Source organism: Shinella sp. R2-11 (assembly GCF_055330205.1).
In genome coordinates this window covers 114,295-131,159 of sequence record NZ_JBVAPC010000004.1, presented here as the reverse complement: position 1 = coordinate 131,159, position 16,865 = coordinate 114,295, and the positions used below count along the sequence as shown (strand labels likewise).

The 16,865-nt window shown below is 65.9% G+C and carries 15 protein-coding genes; 6 read left to right on the top strand and 9 right to left on the bottom strand.

Annotation, left to right across the window (positions count from 1 at the left end; translation table 11 throughout):
* Window positions 1–30: 30 nt before the first annotated feature.
* Window positions 31–1,149 carry a hypothetical protein gene (locus tag ACZ1A1_RS12495; protein WP_463620206.1) on the top strand — a complete coding sequence of 373 codons (1,119 nt, stop codon included), beginning with the start codon at window positions 31–33 and terminating at the stop codon, window positions 1,147–1,149.
* Between the two features lie 37 nt (window positions 1,150–1,186).
* Here ACZ1A1_RS12495 and ychF read toward each other — a convergent pair whose 3' ends face one another.
* Window positions 1,187–2,290 (bottom strand): redox-regulated ATPase YchF, encoded by a 1,104-nt coding sequence (gene ychF / locus ACZ1A1_RS12490; RefSeq protein WP_463620205.1) that lies wholly within the window; start codon window positions 2,288–2,290, stop codon window positions 1,187–1,189.
* Window positions 2,291–2,448: 158 nt separating this feature from the next.
* Between ychF and clpS the strand changes: the two genes are divergently transcribed.
* Window positions 2,449–2,760, top strand: coding sequence for an ATP-dependent Clp protease adapter ClpS (gene clpS / locus ACZ1A1_RS12485; RefSeq protein ID WP_415213925.1), 312 nt, complete (start codon window positions 2,449–2,451; stop codon window positions 2,758–2,760).
* Between the two features lie 27 nt (window positions 2,761–2,787).
* On the opposite strand, the gene pth is transcribed toward clpS, so the two are convergent.
* From pth to ACZ1A1_RS12465, 4 genes are all read right to left on the bottom strand, one after another.
* Window positions 2,788–3,504 (bottom strand): aminoacyl-tRNA hydrolase, encoded by a 717-nt coding sequence (gene pth / locus ACZ1A1_RS12480; RefSeq protein WP_463620204.1) that lies wholly within the window; start codon window positions 3,502–3,504, stop codon window positions 2,788–2,790.
* 71 nt (window positions 3,505–3,575) lie between these two features.
* The gene (locus ACZ1A1_RS12475) at window positions 3,576–4,325 is read right to left on the bottom strand and encodes a substrate-binding periplasmic protein (RefSeq protein ID WP_313193479.1); all 750 of its coding nucleotides are present in this window, start codon (window positions 4,323–4,325) and stop codon (window positions 3,576–3,578) included.
* Between the two features lie 17 nt (window positions 4,326–4,342).
* Window positions 4,343–6,733, bottom strand: a complete 2,391-nt coding sequence (locus tag ACZ1A1_RS12470; RefSeq protein WP_463620203.1) for a putative bifunctional diguanylate cyclase/phosphodiesterase — start codon at window positions 6,731–6,733, stop codon at window positions 4,343–4,345.
* Window positions 6,734–6,957: 224 nt separating this feature from the next.
* Window positions 6,958–7,566: a 50S ribosomal protein L25/general stress protein Ctc gene (locus ACZ1A1_RS12465; protein WP_313193477.1), complete on the bottom strand. Its 609-nt coding sequence runs from the start codon at window positions 7,564–7,566 to the stop codon at window positions 6,958–6,960.
* A gap of 243 nt (window positions 7,567–7,809) precedes the next feature.
* Between ACZ1A1_RS12465 and ACZ1A1_RS12460 the strand changes: the two genes are divergently transcribed.
* Window positions 7,810–9,264 (top strand): hypothetical protein, encoded by a 1,455-nt coding sequence (locus ACZ1A1_RS12460; RefSeq protein WP_463620202.1) that lies wholly within the window; start codon window positions 7,810–7,812, stop codon window positions 9,262–9,264.
* Between the two features lie 2 nt (window positions 9,265–9,266).
* On the opposite strand, the gene ACZ1A1_RS12455 is transcribed toward ACZ1A1_RS12460, so the two are convergent.
* A complete protein-coding gene (locus tag ACZ1A1_RS12455; protein WP_463620201.1) occupies window positions 9,267–10,451 on the bottom strand; it encodes a benzoate/H(+) symporter BenE family transporter in 1,185 nt (394 codons plus the stop codon).
* Between the two features lie 603 nt (window positions 10,452–11,054).
* Between ACZ1A1_RS12455 and ACZ1A1_RS12450 the strand changes: the two genes are divergently transcribed.
* From ACZ1A1_RS12450 to ACZ1A1_RS12440, 3 genes are all read left to right on the top strand, one after another.
* Window positions 11,055–12,014 carry a helix-turn-helix domain-containing protein gene (locus ACZ1A1_RS12450; RefSeq protein ID WP_463620200.1) on the top strand — a complete coding sequence of 320 codons (960 nt, stop codon included), beginning with the start codon at window positions 11,055–11,057 and terminating at the stop codon, window positions 12,012–12,014.
* A 150-nt stretch (window positions 12,015–12,164) separates the two neighbouring features.
* The gene (adh, locus tag ACZ1A1_RS12445) at window positions 12,165–13,673 is read left to right on the top strand and encodes an aldehyde dehydrogenase (protein WP_463620199.1); all 1,509 of its coding nucleotides are present in this window, start codon (window positions 12,165–12,167) and stop codon (window positions 13,671–13,673) included.
* A 125-nt stretch (window positions 13,674–13,798) separates the two neighbouring features.
* Complete coding sequence (locus tag ACZ1A1_RS12440; RefSeq protein WP_463620198.1) at window positions 13,799–14,173, top strand: DUF779 domain-containing protein; 375 nt, start codon at window positions 13,799–13,801, stop codon at window positions 14,171–14,173.
* A gap of 57 nt (window positions 14,174–14,230) precedes the next feature.
* Here ACZ1A1_RS12440 and ACZ1A1_RS12435 read toward each other — a convergent pair whose 3' ends face one another.
* The 3 genes from ACZ1A1_RS12435 to ACZ1A1_RS12425 all read right to left on the bottom strand — a co-directional run bounded on the left by ACZ1A1_RS12435 (window position 14,231) and on the right by ACZ1A1_RS12425 (window position 16,811).
* Entirely contained in the window at window positions 14,231–14,827 is a 597-nt protein-coding gene (locus ACZ1A1_RS12435; RefSeq protein WP_463620415.1) for a Kazal-type serine protease inhibitor family protein, read from the bottom strand.
* A gap of 152 nt (window positions 14,828–14,979) precedes the next feature.
* Complete coding sequence (locus ACZ1A1_RS12430) at window positions 14,980–15,912, bottom strand: ribose-phosphate pyrophosphokinase (RefSeq protein ID WP_119257023.1); 933 nt, start codon at window positions 15,910–15,912, stop codon at window positions 14,980–14,982.
* Window positions 15,913–16,037: 125 nt separating this feature from the next.
* Window positions 16,038–16,811: a hypothetical protein gene (locus tag ACZ1A1_RS12425; RefSeq protein WP_463620414.1), complete on the bottom strand. Its 774-nt coding sequence runs from the start codon at window positions 16,809–16,811 to the stop codon at window positions 16,038–16,040.
* Window positions 16,812–16,865 lie beyond the last annotated feature (54 nt).

The following is a 16,865-nucleotide window of genomic DNA, read 5'->3' as shown; positions in this document are numbered from 1 at the left end:
CGCGCAGGCGGCACGAGGAGACGGCGACACATGCAGAGCTTGAAATCCGTGCTCGACGGCGCGGCGGGAGAGGGCATCATCAGCGCCGGGCAGGCCGGCGCGCTGCTGCCCTATATGGAGGCACGCGGCGTTTTCCTGCGCGAGCCGCCGGAGGCGGACGCGCTCGATATCGCCGGCCGGGCCGAGGCGCGCGCCATCGCACCGGTCGAGGACACGGAGGCGCCGCGCTTCGTCCGCGGCTTCCATGACGTGCTGATCACCATCGGCGTCACCATCGTCATGGCGGGCGTCCTGGGCATCGGCTCCGTCCTGGCCGCGCTGCCGGTCATCGTCATCCTGGCGGAAATCCTGGTGAAGCGGCAGCGGCTTGCCCTGCCGGCGGTTCTGCTCACCGTCCTTTATGTCTATTGCATCTTCGTGGCGGTGATGCTGGCCTATGACGCGTATCTCGACGGGCAGGCGGATCCGTATCTGCGCTTCCTGCTTGTCGTGCTGCCCCTTGCCGTCCTGCTGCCGCCATTCTACTGGCGTTACCGCATTCCGCTGTCGCTGAGCCTCTGGTTCCTGTCGCTTGCGGCCACCGCGCTCGGCGTCGTCTTCCTCGCGCTGACGCGCCTTGCCGGCAGCGCCGACTTCATCGCGGACCGTCCCATGATCTCCGCGGCCATCTTCCTTGCCGCCGCGCTCGCGCTCTATGCGGTGGCGATGTCCTACGATCTGTCGGACCGTTTCCGCGTTTCGCGCCGCTCCGACATCGCCTTCTGGCTGCATCTCGTCACGGCGCCCGCGCTGCTCTATTCGACGCTCGCCTTCGTGTTCCTCGGCGACCTTGCCAACGACACGCTGTTCAGCGGCAGCAAGGGGCTGCCGGAAGCGCTGGCCGTCGTCGCCGTCGTCGTGGTGCTGATGGGGATCGGGCTCGTCATCGACCGGCGGGCCTTCGTCACCTCCGGCCTCCTGTCGCTGGGGCTCGCGACGGCGAGCCTTTTCAGGCATATGGAGGCGCCGCCGCAGAGCTATGTCTTCCTGACGCTGCTGATCGTCGGCCTCGTCGTGCTGACCATCGGCATCGGCTGGCCGCATTTCCGGCGCTGGGCGATGGCGCCGCTGCCGATCCCGCTCAAGGAAAGGCTGCCGCCCCTGCGGTGAGGGACGGCAGCCGTGGTCTCAAAGGAGCCGAAGCGCCTTACGTGTTGAAGCGGAAGTGGATGACGTCGCCGTCCTGCACCACGTATTCCTTGCCTTCGTCGCGGCCCTTGCCGGCTTCCTTGGCGCCGACTTCGCCCTTGTAGGCGATGTAGTCGTCATAGGCGATGGTGAAGGCGCGGATAAAGCCGCGTTCGAAATCGGTGTGGATGACGCCGGCTGCCTGCGGGGCCTTGGTGCCGCGCACGATGGTCCAGGCGCGGGTTTCCTTGGGGCCGACCGTGAAATAGGTGATGAGGTCGAGGAGATGATAGCCGGCGCGGATGAGGCGGTCGAGGCCGGCTTCCTCAAGGCCGAGGGCCGAGAGGAATTCGCTCGCTTCCTCCTCGGGAAGCTGGGCGACCTCGGATTCGATGGCAGCCGAGATGATGACGCATTCGGCGCCCTGTTCCTTCGCCATCGCGGCGACGGCCTCGGTATGGGCGTTGCCGGTCGCGGCGTCCGCCTCGGCGACGTTGCAGACATAGAGGACCGGGTGCGACGTCAGGAGGTTGAGGCTCTTCAGGACCTCGATCTCCTCCGGCGCCAGCGTCTTCAGGAGAAGGCGGGCGGGCTTACCCTCGTTGAGCAGCTTGATCACGGCTTCCATGACCGGAAGCTGCGCGATGGACTCCTTGTCCTTGCCGGTGGCGCGCTTGCGGGTCTGCTCGACGCGGCGCTCCAGGCTTTCGAGGTCGGCGAGCATCAGCTCGGTCTCGATGGTCTCGGCGTCGGCGACGGGATTGATGCGGCCCTCGACATGGGTGATGTCGGTGTCCTCGAAGCAGCGCAGCACATGCACGACCGCATCGACTTCACGGATATTGGCGAGGAACTTGTTGCCGAGGCCTTCGCCCTTCGAGGCGCCGCGCACGAGGCCGGCGATGTCGACGAAGGAAATGCGCGTCGGGATGATCTCCTTGGAGCCCGCGACGGTGGCAAGCGCCTTCATGCGCGGATCGGGAACCGCCACTTCGCCGGTGTTCGGCTCGATGGTGCAGAAGGGATAGTTCGCCGCCTGGGCGGCCGCCGTCTTGGTCAGCGCGTTGAAGAGGGTCGACTTGCCGACATTCGGCAGGCCGACAATACCGCATTTGAAGCCCATGGAGATGGTCCGTTCGTCTCAAGTAATTCGTTGCCACCGCTATGGGGGAAGGACGGGGCAGGGTCAAGGGCCTCGCGCCCGCGGGGCCTTGAAGTCGCCGGCCCTGCGGTGCACAATGGTCGCACATCGCTCGAAGCCAATGTTACGAGGAGCTTCCGATGAGCAATGGTGACACCGTCCTCAAGCCGAAAACCGTCACGAAGCCGAAGCTGGAGCGGCCGAGGCTCTATAAGGTCATCCTGGTCAACGACGACTATACGCCGCGCGATTTCGTCGTGCTCGTGCTGAAGGCCATCTTCCGCATGCCCGAGACGACGAGCTACCGCGTCATGATGACGGCGCACAAGATGGGCACGTCCGTCGTGGTCGTCTGTGCGCGCGATATCGCCGAGACGAAGGCGAAGGAAGCGACGGACCTTGCCAAGGATGCCGGCTTCCCGCTGCTCTTCCAGACGGAGCCGGAGGAATAGGTCTCCAGACCCCTCCTATCCCCGTCCCTAGTCGCCCTTGTTGCCGAAGAGCTTCTTCAGCATGTCGGCCATCGGGCCGCTGGTGGGCAGGGCCTTCGGCTGGGCGTGGTTGCGGGCCTGGCGGATATGGGACTGGCCGCCGGGTTTCTTCGCCGGCGTCTCCTTCTCCTCCGGCTTGCTGCCGGTGGCGAGCGCCAGCTTGTTCATGAGCTGCGAATCCTCGCCGTGCACCAGCATGTCGGCATTGATGCCCAGTTCGTCGAGCAGCGGATCGAGCCAGACGTGATCGGCCTTGGCGAAATCGCCGAGCACGTGGTTGGTGACGAGTTCCTTGGCGCCGGGATGGCCGATGCCGAGGCGCAGGCGCCGGTAGTCCTTGCCGCAATGGGCGTCGAGCGACTTGATGCCGTTGTGCCCGCCATGGCCGCCGCCGACCTTGATGCGCGCCTTGCCGGGGGCAAGGTCCAGCTCGTCGTAGATCGCCACGATGTCCTTCGGCGCCAGCTTGTAGAAGCGCATCGCCTCGCCGACGGATTCGCCCGAAAGGTTCATGAAGGTCTGCGGCTTGACGAGCAGCACCTTCTCGCCGGCAAGCTCGCCCTCGGAGATCTCCGCCTTGAACTTCTTCGACCAGGGCGAGAACGGGTTCTTGCGGTGGATGGCGTCGAGCGCCATGAACCCGATATTGTGGCGGTTGCCCGCATATTTTGCGCCCGGATTGCCGAGCCCGGCGATGATCTGCATGGAATGGTCCGCCAAAAGAACGTGGTCGGTCTTCACCACCGCGAAAGCGGCTGGAAGTCAACCGTCCGCGGTCATTTCTTGTCGTCGTTTTCAGCGGCGCGGGCGTTCGGCGGCAGGCCGTAGGCGGTGAAGATGCGGTCCTGTCCGCCGCTGAGGATCAGCTTGTCCAGCTCCGCCTGCAGGCGGGCGATGAGCGCGGGCGGCGTATCCTTCTGGCAGGCGATGCCATAGGTCTTGCCCGCCATCAGCATGGCCTTCTCGACGGGCTGGCCCTGGTTCACGAGGTTCTCGTAGGTCTTGATGGAGGTGGGCAGGAGGTCGATGCGGCCGGAAAGGAGCTTGCGGACGGAAAGGTCGATATCGGTGGCGAGGTCGATGTCCTTGACGCCGAGGTCCTCCATCACCTCCACGGCGAAGTCGCCGCGCTGCGAGCCGATCTTCATGCCGAGCGCTTCCTGCATGGTGGCCGGCCCCTTGCTGCCGTCCTTGCGCTTCAGCAGCACCATCTGGTCCTTCAGGAGCGGATTGACCCAGACGAACTGGCCTGCGCGCTCGCGGTTGTAGCCCGTCGTGAAGACGCAGTGCATCGGCTGGGTCTTCGCCATGGCGAAGGCGCGGGCCCAGGGCATGATCTCGATCGTGTAGTCGATCCCCGCGGCCTTCGTGATCGCGTCGACCTGCTCGACGCCGATGCCGGTGATCCTGCCCTCGTGCGAATAGTTGAAGGGCGGATATTCCTCGGTGACGAAATGGAGCGTTTCGGCAAGCGCGGTCGAGAGCGGGGTGAGCGAGAGGCAAAGCGTCAGGAGCAGCGTCTTCATCGTCCCGTCCCCGTTCTTCAGGAGGCCATGGCCCGGCGCTCGACCGCGCCGGGGACCGTGAATTCGCCCAGCTTCTCCAGGAGGGCGTCCAGCGGCAGGGGGCGGCTCATCAGGTAGCCCTGGCCGAACTCGACATCCATGGCCTGGAGGATGTCCCATTGCTCCGCCGTCTCGATGCCTTCCGCCACGACGGCGCAGCCCATCTGGTGCGAGATCGTGCGGATGCCCTCGACCAGCATGCGGCTCTTGCGGCGCACGTCCGGCTGGTCGGAGGAGAGCGAGCGGGTGAAGGACTGGTCGATCTTGACGATATCGACAGGGAAGCGGTTGAGATAGCTCAGCGAGGAATAGCCGGTGCCGAAATCGTCGAGCGCGATGCGGCAGCCGAGCTGGGAGAGGGCGTCGAGCACCTCGCGCACCAGCGGGTTGTCGAGCATCAGCACCGCCTCGGTGATCTCCACGACAATGCGCGACGGCGTGATGCCGTTTTCCAGGAGGAGCTGGGCGAGGCGGACGGGCAGGCCGGGTTCGAACTGCAGCGGCGAGAAATTCACCGCAAGGTAGCTGTCGGAAAGGCCCTCCAGCCCGGAGATGACCGAGAGGCTGCGGATGGACTTCGCCAGGATGCAGTCGCCGATCTGGCCGATCGAGCCGTTCTCCTCGGCGATGCCGATGATCTCGGCCGGCGGCAGCAGGCCGCGCTCGGGATGCTGGAGGCGCATCAGCGCCTCGAAGCCGGCAACGCGCCCGTCGGAGAGGCAAACGATGGGCTGGAGATGGGCGGTGAACCAGTCGTCCCGCAGGCCCTGCTCGATGAACTTCTCGATTTCCAGCCGCTTGCGGGCAATGTCGACCATGTTGCTGTCGAAGAGCTGAACGCCGTTCTTGCCGCTGCGCTTGCGGGCATACATGGCCATGTCCGACTTCTGCAGCAGGCAGGCGGCGGTGGAGGCGTGGTCGGGATAGACGGCGACGCCGATGCTGGCGCTGACCGTCAGTTCCGCGCCGTTGACGGTGAGCGGCGCGCGAAGGCTTACGATCAGCCGCTCGCTGACGTCGAGGGCGAACTGGTGGCCGTTGCGGGCCGAGAGCAGGATGGCGAACTCGTCGCCGCCGAGGCGGGCGATCACGTCGCCGGCGCGCAACTGGCGGCGCAGCAGCATGGCGACCTGGCAGAGCACGTCGTCGCCGGCGGCGTGGCCAAGATTGTCGTTGATCCACTTGAAGCGGTCGAGATCGACGAAGAGGCAGGCAAGCGGCTGGCCGAGCGTGTCGGCCTCCTCGATCATGTCGTCCAGCACGGATTCGAAGCCCTGCCGGTTGAGAAGGCCGGTCAGGTGGTCGGTGATCGCCTGGCGGTGGTTGCGGTTTTCCGCTTCCTTGAGGTCGGTGACGTCGGTCATGACCGACAGCGACAGAGGCTGGCGGCCGCTTTCCGCCGTCACGCCCGTCTCCAGGATCAGCACGTCCATCACGCTGTCGTCGGCGCGGCGGAAGCGCACCGTGACCTCGCAGATGCCGTCCTCCGTTCCCTGTTCGCGGCGGTCGCGGTAGACATCGCGCCAGTCGGCATCGACGAAGGCGGTGAATTTCTGGCCGATCACCTGCTCGCGGCAATAGCCGGTCGCCGTCAGCCAGTAGTCGCTGACGGCGGTGATGCGGTTCTGCCCGTCGATGGAGAAGAGCATGGCGGGGGTGAGGTTGTAGATGTCGGTGGCGCGGGCATGGGCGTGCTTCAGCTCCGTCTCCTCGCGCTCCAGCCTGCTCTGCATCTCGTTGAAGTTCTGGGCCAGCGCGCCCATCTCGTCGTTCGAGGTCCAGTCGACATGGTGGCGCGAGCCGAGGCGGCGCGTGGCCTCTATGGCGGCGGTCAGGCGCATCAGCGGCCGGATGATCGTGATGCGGTTGCCGATGATGGCCGCGGTGAAGAGCGTCGCCACGGCGAAGAAGAAGATGGCGAAGATCGTCATCTCGTCCGTCGAGAAGCGCGAGAATGGGCCCTCCTTGCGAAGCCAGATCTCCGCGGTGCCGACTTTCTTGGGGCCGTCCATGGCCTTGTGCAGGATATCCGTCACGACCACGGCGCGGGCCTCACCCGCGCCGGGCGCGACGGCGGGCATGCTGACGTCTATCGTGCCGGACGTGTCGCGCACGCGTACGTAGCCGATGTCGGATTCGGCCTGAAGATCGCCGACGATCTGGTCGATGCTTTCGCGGTCGAGGTCCCAGAGCGGCTTGCCGAGTGACTGCACGCTGCTCTTCAGGAGGACGTCGGTGTTCTGCAGGCGCTCGCGCGCGACGCGGTCGGAGGAAAGGACGAGGAACAGGACGAACAGCGGTGCGACGAAGACGAGCAGGGCACCGATGACGATGGCTATGAAGCGGCTCTCGACCGAATGCACTTTCATGCCGGCCGTCCCCCCGCGCTTGTCCGAAGCCAACCCATGATGCCCCTCTTTGGTCTTCGACTTTTCGCGAAATAGACTTTCATCAAAATCTTAAATGTTGCTGAAATACCGATCCGGAAAAGTGTTGAAAATTGAACCTTTCGAGGGCCGCACACGTCCCGCGGGCAAAGAAAAACCCCGTGCCGGAGGCACGGGGTTTCGAGAAAATCCCTTTGAAGAGGGGATTATTCTTCCGAAGCCGCGGCTTCTTCTTCCTTCACGCCGGCAGCCGGGACAGCGATCGTGGCGATCGTGAAGTCGCGGTCGGTGATGACCGGGCTGGTGCCCTTCGGCAGCTTGACGTGGGAGATGTGGATGCCTTCGCCGACCTTCAGGCCGGTCAGGTCGGCCGTGATGAATTCCGGGATATTGCCGGCAAGGGCGTGCAGCTCGACAGCGTGGCGAACGACGTTCAGGACGCCGCCGGCCTTGATGCCCGGGGACTTCTCTTCGTTGACGAAGTGAACCGGCACTTCGACGACGACGTGGGTGTCGCCCGAAACGCGCAGGAAGTCGACATGCATCGTGAAGTCGCGGACCGGATCAAGCTGGAAGTCCTTCGGCAGGACCTTGATCTTCTCGCCGTTGACGTCGATCGTGGCGACCGTCGTCTTGAAGCCGCCGGCGTGGATGCGCTGGGTCACTTCCTTGGTCGGGATGGCGATAGCGAGGGGGGCCTGCTTGTCGCCGTAGATAACTGCAGGAATAAGGCCGTTGCGGCGAAGTTCACGGGAGGACCCCTTACCAACCCGTTCGCGCGTTTCGGCCTTGAGCTCGTAGGTGTCGTGGCTCATGGCTTTACCTTTCGTATGTTACTGGAGAGTTTTCCCCGGCCGGAAGCGTCTCCGGCCGCGCAAAACTTGAGGATTTCGTGAAAGCCTCATCCGCCTTGCCTCCAAGGGTGTCTACGCGGACGCGGGCTCGATAGCCGAGAATGCCCGGAAATGCAAGGCCCGTGCCCGATCCATGCCCCGGATTGACATCGCGGCGCGGCAATTGGATGTTCGGGCCAAATCGGTTCGGCGCAGGAGGCCCTGATGAGAAAACAGATCCTGATGGCTTCGGCCGCACTTGCACTCGTATCCGCAAGTCCCGCTCTTGCCCAGGAGATTTCGCCTTCCGAGGCCGAAAGCATCCAGCAGCGCCTCACGCGCTACCTGCCGCAGGACATGATCGATGCGGGGCTCATCACCGTCAAGGCGGCGACCTCCTTCTACGAAATGCGCTTCAATCCGCAGGTCCTGCTCGACAAGACCAAAAGCGGCATGGTCAAGCTCGAGGGCCTGAAGCCGATGACGGCCTATCTGCGGCCTTCGGCGGACGGCACCTACCGCATCGAGGCGAACGACAGCTTCGACATCAAGGGCGACGTCGATCTTCCCGAGGGGCGCAGCTCGTTCTCCTATGTCATCGATTCGATGAAGCTCGACGGCGTCTACGACCCGGAGATCCTCTATTTCACCTCCGCGGACTGGGTGGCCCGGAAGCTCGCCTTTTCCAGCACCTCGCCCAGGGACAGCGTGACGGCGAGCTTCGGCGACACGACGATGCACGTTTCCGCCGAGAAGAAGGACGCGAACACGCTCGACATTTCCACGACCGGCGTGATGAACGCCTTCGCCGAGACGATCACCAGCGACCAGGCGGGCCGGGTGGAGATCGGCGCGGACAAGCTCGACATCGACGTCAGCATGGACGGCGCGCGCTACAAGGTGGTGCAGGACCTTACCTTCCTCGTGCTCGACAACATGCACAAGCAGCGGCTGGAGGCGCCGGAGGCCGCGCGTCTCAAGGAGCTGCTGCGCGCGGCGCTGCCGGTCTTCGACAATCTCACGGAGACGATCAAGGCCTCCAATGTCACGGTGGGCACGGACAAGGGCACCTTCGGCGCGGAGGCGGTCGACTACAATGTCGCGATGAACGGCATCGCCCATTCGACCCGCCTCGGCTTCGGTTTCGGCGTCGAGAAGCCGAAGCCGCCGGCCGGCCTGCTGCCGCCCGCCTATGAGGGGCTCCTGCCGGAGCGGGCGACCTTCAGGATGGCGGTCGCCGATCTCGACCTTGCCGGCGCCGTCAACTACCTCGTCGACCATGCGGACTTCACCAAGCCGAAGCCGCTGACCGACGAGGAGGGCAGGGAGATCGGCCGCATCGTTCTTCCCGGCGGGGCCATGACCCTCGAATTCGAGGATGTCTCGGCCGTCTCGCCGATCTACGACGTGCATCTCACCGGCAAGATGACGGTCTATCCCGACGACAAGGAACGCCACAGCGCCGACGTGACGATCACCATGCGCGACTTCGACAAGACCGTCGCCTATCTCCAGCAGAACGCTGCCGCGGTGCCGGAATTCGGCCAGGCGTCCTTCGGGCTCCTGATGATGAAGGGCCTTGCCCGCGATGCCGGCAACGGCGCGCAGGCCTGGGACCTTACGGTCGGCGAGGACGGCAAGGTGCTGATCAACGGCCGTCCGCTGTCGTTCCAGCAGTAGGATTATTTCCGAAGGCTTGCCACGAAGCGGGAGAGCGCCAGCATCAGGCCGCCCGCGATCAGCCCCCAGAAGGCGCCGGAAATGCCGGCGAAGGAAACGCCCGAGGCGGTGACGAGGAAGGTCACCGCCGCCGCTTCCCGCCCCTCCGTCTCGCGGAAGGCATTGAGCGCGGAGCCAGCGAAGGCGCTGATCAGCGCCAAGCCGGCGACGGCCTGGATGAGGATCGGCGGGGCGAGGGCGACGAAGGCGGTGACCGCGCCCGCCGCAAGGCCGAAGATCACGTAGAAGACGCCGGCATTGATGGCCGCCCAGTAGCGTTTCGCCGGGTCGGGATGGGCGTCCGAGCCGGCGCACATGGCGGCGGTGATGGCGGCGAGGTTGACCGCATGGCCGCCGAAGGGAGCCGAAAGCAGCGAGAAAAAGCCGGTGACGGCGAAGAGCGGGCCGGGATTGGGCGCGTAGTCGTTGACCTTCAGCACGGCGATGCCGGGAATGTTCTGCGAGGCCATGGTGACGATGAAGAGCGGCAAGGCGATGCCGACAAGCCCGGCGACCGTGAAGGCCGGCGTCACGAATTCGGGCTTCGGCAGCAGCGCCTCGGCAAGGCCGGCGAAGGCACCGTCGGGGATATCGATGCCGAAGGCGAGCACCGCGACGAAGGCGGCGAGCGCGGCGGGCACGGCATAGAGCCGGTTGATGCTGCCGACGACGACCCAGGCGAGCGCGATCGGCAGGCCGAGCAGCGGATTGAAGGCGATGGCCTTGACCGGCGCGAAGCAGAGGCCGATCAGCACCCCGGCCAGCATGGCATTGGCGAGCGTGGCGGGAATGGCGGCGACCATGCGGCCGAGCGGCTTCCACAGGCCCGCGACGACGATCAGCACCGCGCAGACGAGAAACCCGCCGACCGCCGTGGAGAACCCGCCCTCGACCGCGCCGGAGCTGGCGAGCAGCGCCGCGCCCGGCGTCGACCAGGCGATCGAGACGGGAAGGCGCGTCGCGAAGCTGAGCACGATGGCGCAGATCCCCATCGACACCGAAAGCGCCATCAGCCCCGAGGCGGCCTGCGCCTCCGTGGCGCCGACGCCGGTGAGGCCGTGCAGCACGACGGCGAAGGAGCTGGCGAAACCGACGAAGGCGGTGAGCAGGCCCATGAACAGGGCTTGGGCGGAAAAATCACGAAGCATGGCAGGATCGATAATGGAAAGGGACGTGCACTGGTAACAGGCGGGGCCGGGCTTGGGAACAGGGTTGTTCGTGGGGACCGTTGAGCGGGTGGGTTGCCCCTCACCCTAACCCTCTCCCCGCAGGCGGGGAGAGGGGACGTGGCCAACGCGCGGTTTTTGGTTGGGGAAACCATCGCGGTATATCCCCTTCGCCCCGCTTGCGGGGAGAAGGTGCCGGCAGGCGGATGAGGGGCTTGCCGCAGGCAAAACGAAAAGTTTTCCGGTGCCGCCCCCTTCATCCGGCCCTTCGGGCCACCTTCTCCCCGAGGGGAGAAGGGAAGGGCGGCAACGTCGAAGCCCGAATGCGATAGCCCCCCGCCCGTAGAGATGGGAGTGCCCCTAGGCACGATCCTTGTTTGAGGAAACCATCGCGGCATATCCCCTTACCCCGCAGCCAAGGAGAAGGCGGCCCGAAGGGCCGGACGAGGAGCAACGCCACCTCCCTCGCGCACTCCACCCCTTGAACCTTCGTCCGACTGGACCATCTGTGCAAAGCGGGGCTATAGTCATCAAGCGTTATATTCTGGCGCGATGATCGGTCGGATGCTTTCGGGAGGAGAGCGGATGTCTGTGCGTTTCGATCACGCAGATCATGTGCACACCGTTGCGGCCCATGCCTCGGCCGCGGCGAGTTCGCCGGTGGCGGCCTCGTGGCGGCGGTGCCTGACGCTGCATGGCCTTTCGCCGGAAGAGGCGCGCACGCCCTGGCGGCTGACCGAGGCCGAGTTCCGGCAGGCGCGCATCCGTTCCAGCGCGCTGATCGAGGAGGCGCGGGGCGAGATCGACCGGCTCTTCGCGACGGTCGGCAAGGCCGGCTGCTGCCTTTTGCTCACCGACGAGAATGGCATTGCGCTCGAACGGCGCGGCGCGGCGGGTGACGACCGCGATTTTCGCGGCGTCGGCCTCTGGTCCGGCACGGTCTGGAGCGAGGCGAGCGTCGGCACCAACGGCATCGGCACGGCGCTGGCCGACGAGCGGGCGGTGCTGATCCTGCGCGACCAGCATTTCCTGTCGCAGAACACTGGCCTTTCCTGCACGACCGCGCCGATCCGCGACCATAACGGCCGCATCGCCGCCGCCATCGACATCTCCACCTGCCGAGACGATGCGAGCGAGATGACCATGTCGATCCTCTCGCAGGCCGTGCGGGACGCCGCGGCGCGTATCGAGGCGGGCCTCTTCCGCCGCGCTTTCTCGGCCGCCCGCATCCTGCTCGTGCCCGTCGAGGGGCGCATGGCGCCGGCGCTGCTGGCCGTCGACCGCGACGATCTCGTGCTCGGCGCCACCCGCGCAGCCCGGCAGGTGCTCGGCCTCGACGACCGGCGCATCGCGACCGGCATCGCCGCTTCCGATCTCCTGCACGAGGACCGGTCGGAGGAGGGGCGGGACCTCGACGACGCGGAGCGCGCCGCACTCCGCCGCGTGCTGACGCGCGCCGGCGGCAATGTCAGCCAGGCGGCGGACCTGCTCGGCATCAGCCGCGCCACGCTTTACCGAAAGATGAAGAAGCTCTCGATCAACTGATGCTGCGGCGCAGCACAGTAGGCCCGCCGGGCCTGTCTCAAATCTGAAACAGTCACGCCCGCCATCGCCGGCCGGCCCCTACCGCGCCGGGCCGAAGCGCAGCACCATCCTTCCGACGGCCCATCCGGGCCTTTCAAGGGAGGAATTGACATGCTGCACCAGAAGATCGTCGAAAACCCGTACAAGGCGAAATACGGCAACTTCATCGGCGGCGAGTGGAGGGAGCCGCTCGCGGGCCGCTACTTCGACAACACCACGCCGATCACCGGCGGCAAGCTCTGCGAGATCGCGCGCTCGGACGCCGCCGATATCGAGCTCGCCCTCGACGCCGCCCATGCGGCCAAGGACAAGTGGGGCCGCACCTCCACCACCGAGCGCTCCAACATCCTGATGAAGATCGCCCAGCGCATGGAGGACAATCTCGAACTCCTCGCCAAGGCGGAGACCTGGGACAACGGCAAGCCGCTGCGCGAGACCATAGCGGCCGACATTCCGCTCGCCATCGACCATTTCCGCTACTTCGCGGCCTGCGTGCGCGCGCAGGAAGGCGGCATCAGCGAGATCGACCACGAGACCATCGCCTATCACTTCCACGAGCCGCTCGGCGTCGTCGGCCAGATCATCCCCTGGAACTTCCCGATCCTGATGGCCACCTGGAAGCTGGCGCCCGCGCTTGCCGCCGGCAACTGCGTGGTGCTGAAACCCGCCGAGCAGACGCCGTCGTCGATCCTCGTCTGGGCCGAACTCGTCGCCGACCTCCTGCCGCCGGGCGTGCTCAACATCGTCAACGGCTTCGGCCTTGAAGCCGGCAAGCCGCTCGCCTCCAACCCGCGCATCGCCAAGATCGCCTTCACGGGCGAGACGACGACCGGCCGCCTCATCATGCAATATGCCAGCCAGAACCTCATTCCGGTGACGCTGGAGCTCGGCGGCAAGTCGCCGAACATCTTCTTCGAAGACGTGATGCGCGAGGACGACGACTATCTCGACAAGGCGCTGGAAGGCTTCGCGATGTTCGCGCTCAACCAGGGCGAGGTCTGCACATGCCCGAGCCGTGCGCTGGTGCACGAGAAGATCTACGACCGCTTCATGGAAAAGGCCATCAAGCGCGTCGAGAAGATCGTGCAGGGCAACCCGCTCGACACGGCGACGATGATCGGCGCGCAGGCCTCCTCCGAGCAGCTCGAGAAGATCCTCTCCTATATCGACATCGGCCGGCAGGAAGGCGCGGAAGTGCTGACCGGCGGTGGACGCAACGATCTCGGCGGCGAGCTCTCCAGCGGCTACTACGTCAAGCCGACCGTCTTCCGCGGTCACAACAAGATGCGCATCTTCCAGGAGGAGATCTTCGGACCGGTCGTCTCGGTCACGACCTTCAAGGACGATGCCGAAGCGCTCGCCATCGCCAACGACACGCTCTACGGCCTCGGCGCGGGCGTGTGGAGCCGCGATGCGAACCGCTGCTACCATTTCGGTCGCGACATCCAGGCCGGCCGCGTCTGGACCAATTGCTACCACGCCTATCCGGCCCATGCGGCCTTCGGCGGCTACAAGCAGTCCGGCGTCGGGCGCGAGAACCACAAGATGATGCTCGACCACTACCAGCAGACCAAGAACATGCTGGTCAGCTACTCTCCCAAGGCGCTCGGCTTCTTCTGAGCGGCCGCTGTCCTTCTCCGCCCCTACCGGAGAAGGCCAACCGAAGGGCGGGACCTGTCCGCCCTGTCCAGCCCTGTCCCTCTCCCCGCTCGCGGGGGGAGGGAAAAGCACAGGAGGAGGCCGCGATGCCCGAAGCCCTGAACGAACCGCGCGTGGTGGCGACCGAGGCCGCGCTCGCGCTCATCCGCGAGATCCGGAAGGACTATCCGGACATCCTGTTCCACCAGTCGGGCGGTTGCTGCGACGGCTCCTCGCCCATGTGCTATCCGGCGGACGACTATATCGTCGGCGACCGGGACGTGAAGCTCGGCGAGATCGGCGGCGTGCCGGTCTATATCAGCGAAAGCCAGTTCGGCGCCTGGAAGCACACGCAGCTTATCATCGACGTGGTGCCGGGGCGGGGCGGCATGTTCTCGCTCGACAACGGGCGGGAGAAGCGCTTTCTCACCCGCTCGCGCCTCTTCGGCGGCGGGGAGGCCTGTCCGCTGCCGGAACGCTGAGCAAGGAAAAACCCCGCTGCCGGAACAGCGGGGCCTGATTTCTACACGATGACGCGATCAGTAGGCCGAGCATTCGCCCGGGCTGACGACGCGGTAGCCGGCGGCATCGGCCGAGCATGAATTGCCGAACGTCTTGCGGTCGCGGCCGCGCTGCGCGCAGACCGGCCGGTATTCCATGGTGCAGGCACGCTGGTTGTCGCGGTCGCGATCGCGGCCGTTGCCCCAGTCGCTGCCGTTGCCGCCGGGATTGCGGCCCTGGCACTCGCCGCGGCCGATCACGTCATAGCCGCTGCGGCGTGCCTCGCAGGCATTGGCGAAGGTCTGGCGGTCGCGGCCGTTCGCGCCGCAGACCGGCGCATATTCGCGCGTGCAGGCGCGGCCTTCGTCCGGGCGCGGCTCGGGGCGGCCGCCGCGGCGGCACTCGCCACGGCTGACGACGCGGTAGCCGTCCGCGCGCGCCGTGCAGGCATTGGGGAAGGTCTGGAGATCGCCGCCGCGCGCGCCGCACACCGGCATGTATTCCATGGTGCAGGCCTGCGGGCGCGGACGGGGGCGGCCGCCGCCTTCATCGACGTCGACGGAGCAGGCGACAAGTGTGCCGGCGGCAAGAAGGATGGCAATGCGTCCGGCCAGCCGGGACAGGAAAGGCGTCATCATGGAGTCCTCCAGGTGAATCTCGCCGAACCGTAACGCAAAAGTGATGCGTCCGGTATCGGGGCGAGCGGAAAAAACAGGGGATGGTTGCCAAAAGAAAAGGCCCGCGCAACCAGAGGTGCGCGGGCCTTTTCGAAAGGGTCGTGGCCGGATCAGTCGAAGAGGCTGGAAACGGACTCTTCGGCGCTGGTGCGGTTGATCGCCTCGCCGAGCAGGTTAGCGGTCGAGATCACGCGGATATTGTGCGCGGACTGGACGGCCGTCGTCGGCTGGATCGTGTCGGTGATCACCAGTTCCTTGAGCTTGGAGGAGGTGACGCGCGCCACGGCGCCGCCCGAAAGCACGCCATGGGTGATATAGGCGGTGACGCTGGTGGCGCCGTTCTTCAAGAGCGCCTCGGCGGCGTTGCAGAGCGTGCCGCCCGAATCGACGATATCGTCGATCAGCAGGCAGTCCTTGCCCGCGACGTCGCCGATGACGTTCATGACCTCGGATTCGCCCGGACGGTCGCGGCGCTTGTCGACGATGGCCAGCAGACAGTCGAGGCGCTTGGCCAGCGCGCGGGCGCGCACCACGCCGCCGACGTCCGGCGAGACGACCATGACGTTCTTCAGGTCATAGTTCTGCTTCACGTCGCGCGCGAGGATCGGCACGGCGTAGAGGTTGTCGGTCGGAATGTCGAAGAAGCCCTGGATCTGGCCGGCATGCAGGTCCAGCGTCAGCACGCGGTCGGCGCCGGCCTCGGTGATGAGGTTGGCGACCAGCTTGGCGGAGATCGGCGTGCGCGGGCCGGGCTTGCGGTCCTGGCGGGCATAGCCGAAATAGGGGATCACGGCCGTGATGCGGCGCGCCGAGGAGCGGCGCATCGCATCGATCATGATGAGCATTTCCATCAGGTGGTCGTTGGTCGGGAACGACGTCGACTGCACGACGAAAACGTCCTCGCCGCGCACATTCTCCTGGATTTCAACGAAGATTTCCTGGTCTGCGAAGCGCCGAACCGTGGCACGGCCGAGCGGAACATTCAGATAATTGCAGATCGCTTCGGCCAGAAGCCGGTTCGAATTGCCCGCGAAAACCTTCATCTATGGTCCGCCTGTTATTATGCTGATGGGGGGCGTTTAAGCGGCAAAATCCGTGAATGCAAGGGCCTTGCCCCTTCGGGAAAGCGATTCTTCGCATTTGGCTGTGATTTACCCTTTCGGACGGCTTAACCCCGCAGCGAGCCACGCCATTCGAGATAGTCCCGGATCGTCCTGCGGGCGATGTCCTCCATCGTGCGCGCAGGCACGACGGTCCAGGGATCGGCGGCGGTACCCGGCACGCTCTCCTGGCCCTGGATGCGGTGCAGCCGCGAGCCGCCGCCGTCCAGAACGTCCCAGACATAGACGACCGTGGTCTTGCCGCTGTCGTTCATGGCCGAGAAATAGCCCTTGAGAATGTATTCGGTGGAATTGTCGGAGGCGCTGCGGATCGTCAGGCCGCTCGAGCGCGCTTCGGCGCCGAGGCGCTTGGAGAGCGGCGTGACGGCCTCGACAGGCGCGCCGATGATCGGCAGGAAGCGGATCGTCCCGCCGGCCGCCGCCGCGGCGGGGGGCAGGGCCGCGACCTCTTCCGTGCCGCCCGACGTTTCGGCGGCGAGCGAGTTGCGGGCGAGATCCTCGTCCGCCGGCCCGCGGCGGCCGCCCTGGTTGCGGGCGAGCGCATCGGCCTGGCCCTGCAGCGTGCCGGCGGTGTCCTCGCCGGTCGAGCCGCCGATGCCGGAGGACGAGGTGAAGGCGGTCTGCTGCGTGGCGGTGGCGACCGGCATGGTGGTGACGGGCTTCGCCTCGGCGCTCATCTGGTCGAGATCGTTCTGCGTCACCGGCGGTGAATTGAAATTGCTGCCGACATCGACGCGCGGAATGAGCGCGTCGGTGCTGTTGCAGCCGGCAAGGGTGGCAATGAGACCGATCAGTGCCAGCCGCTTCGTCAGCTCGTGCATCGTCATCGTCCGTGTCCTCAGGAGGCTTTGGCCTCCTCTGTCCCGCAACGATTT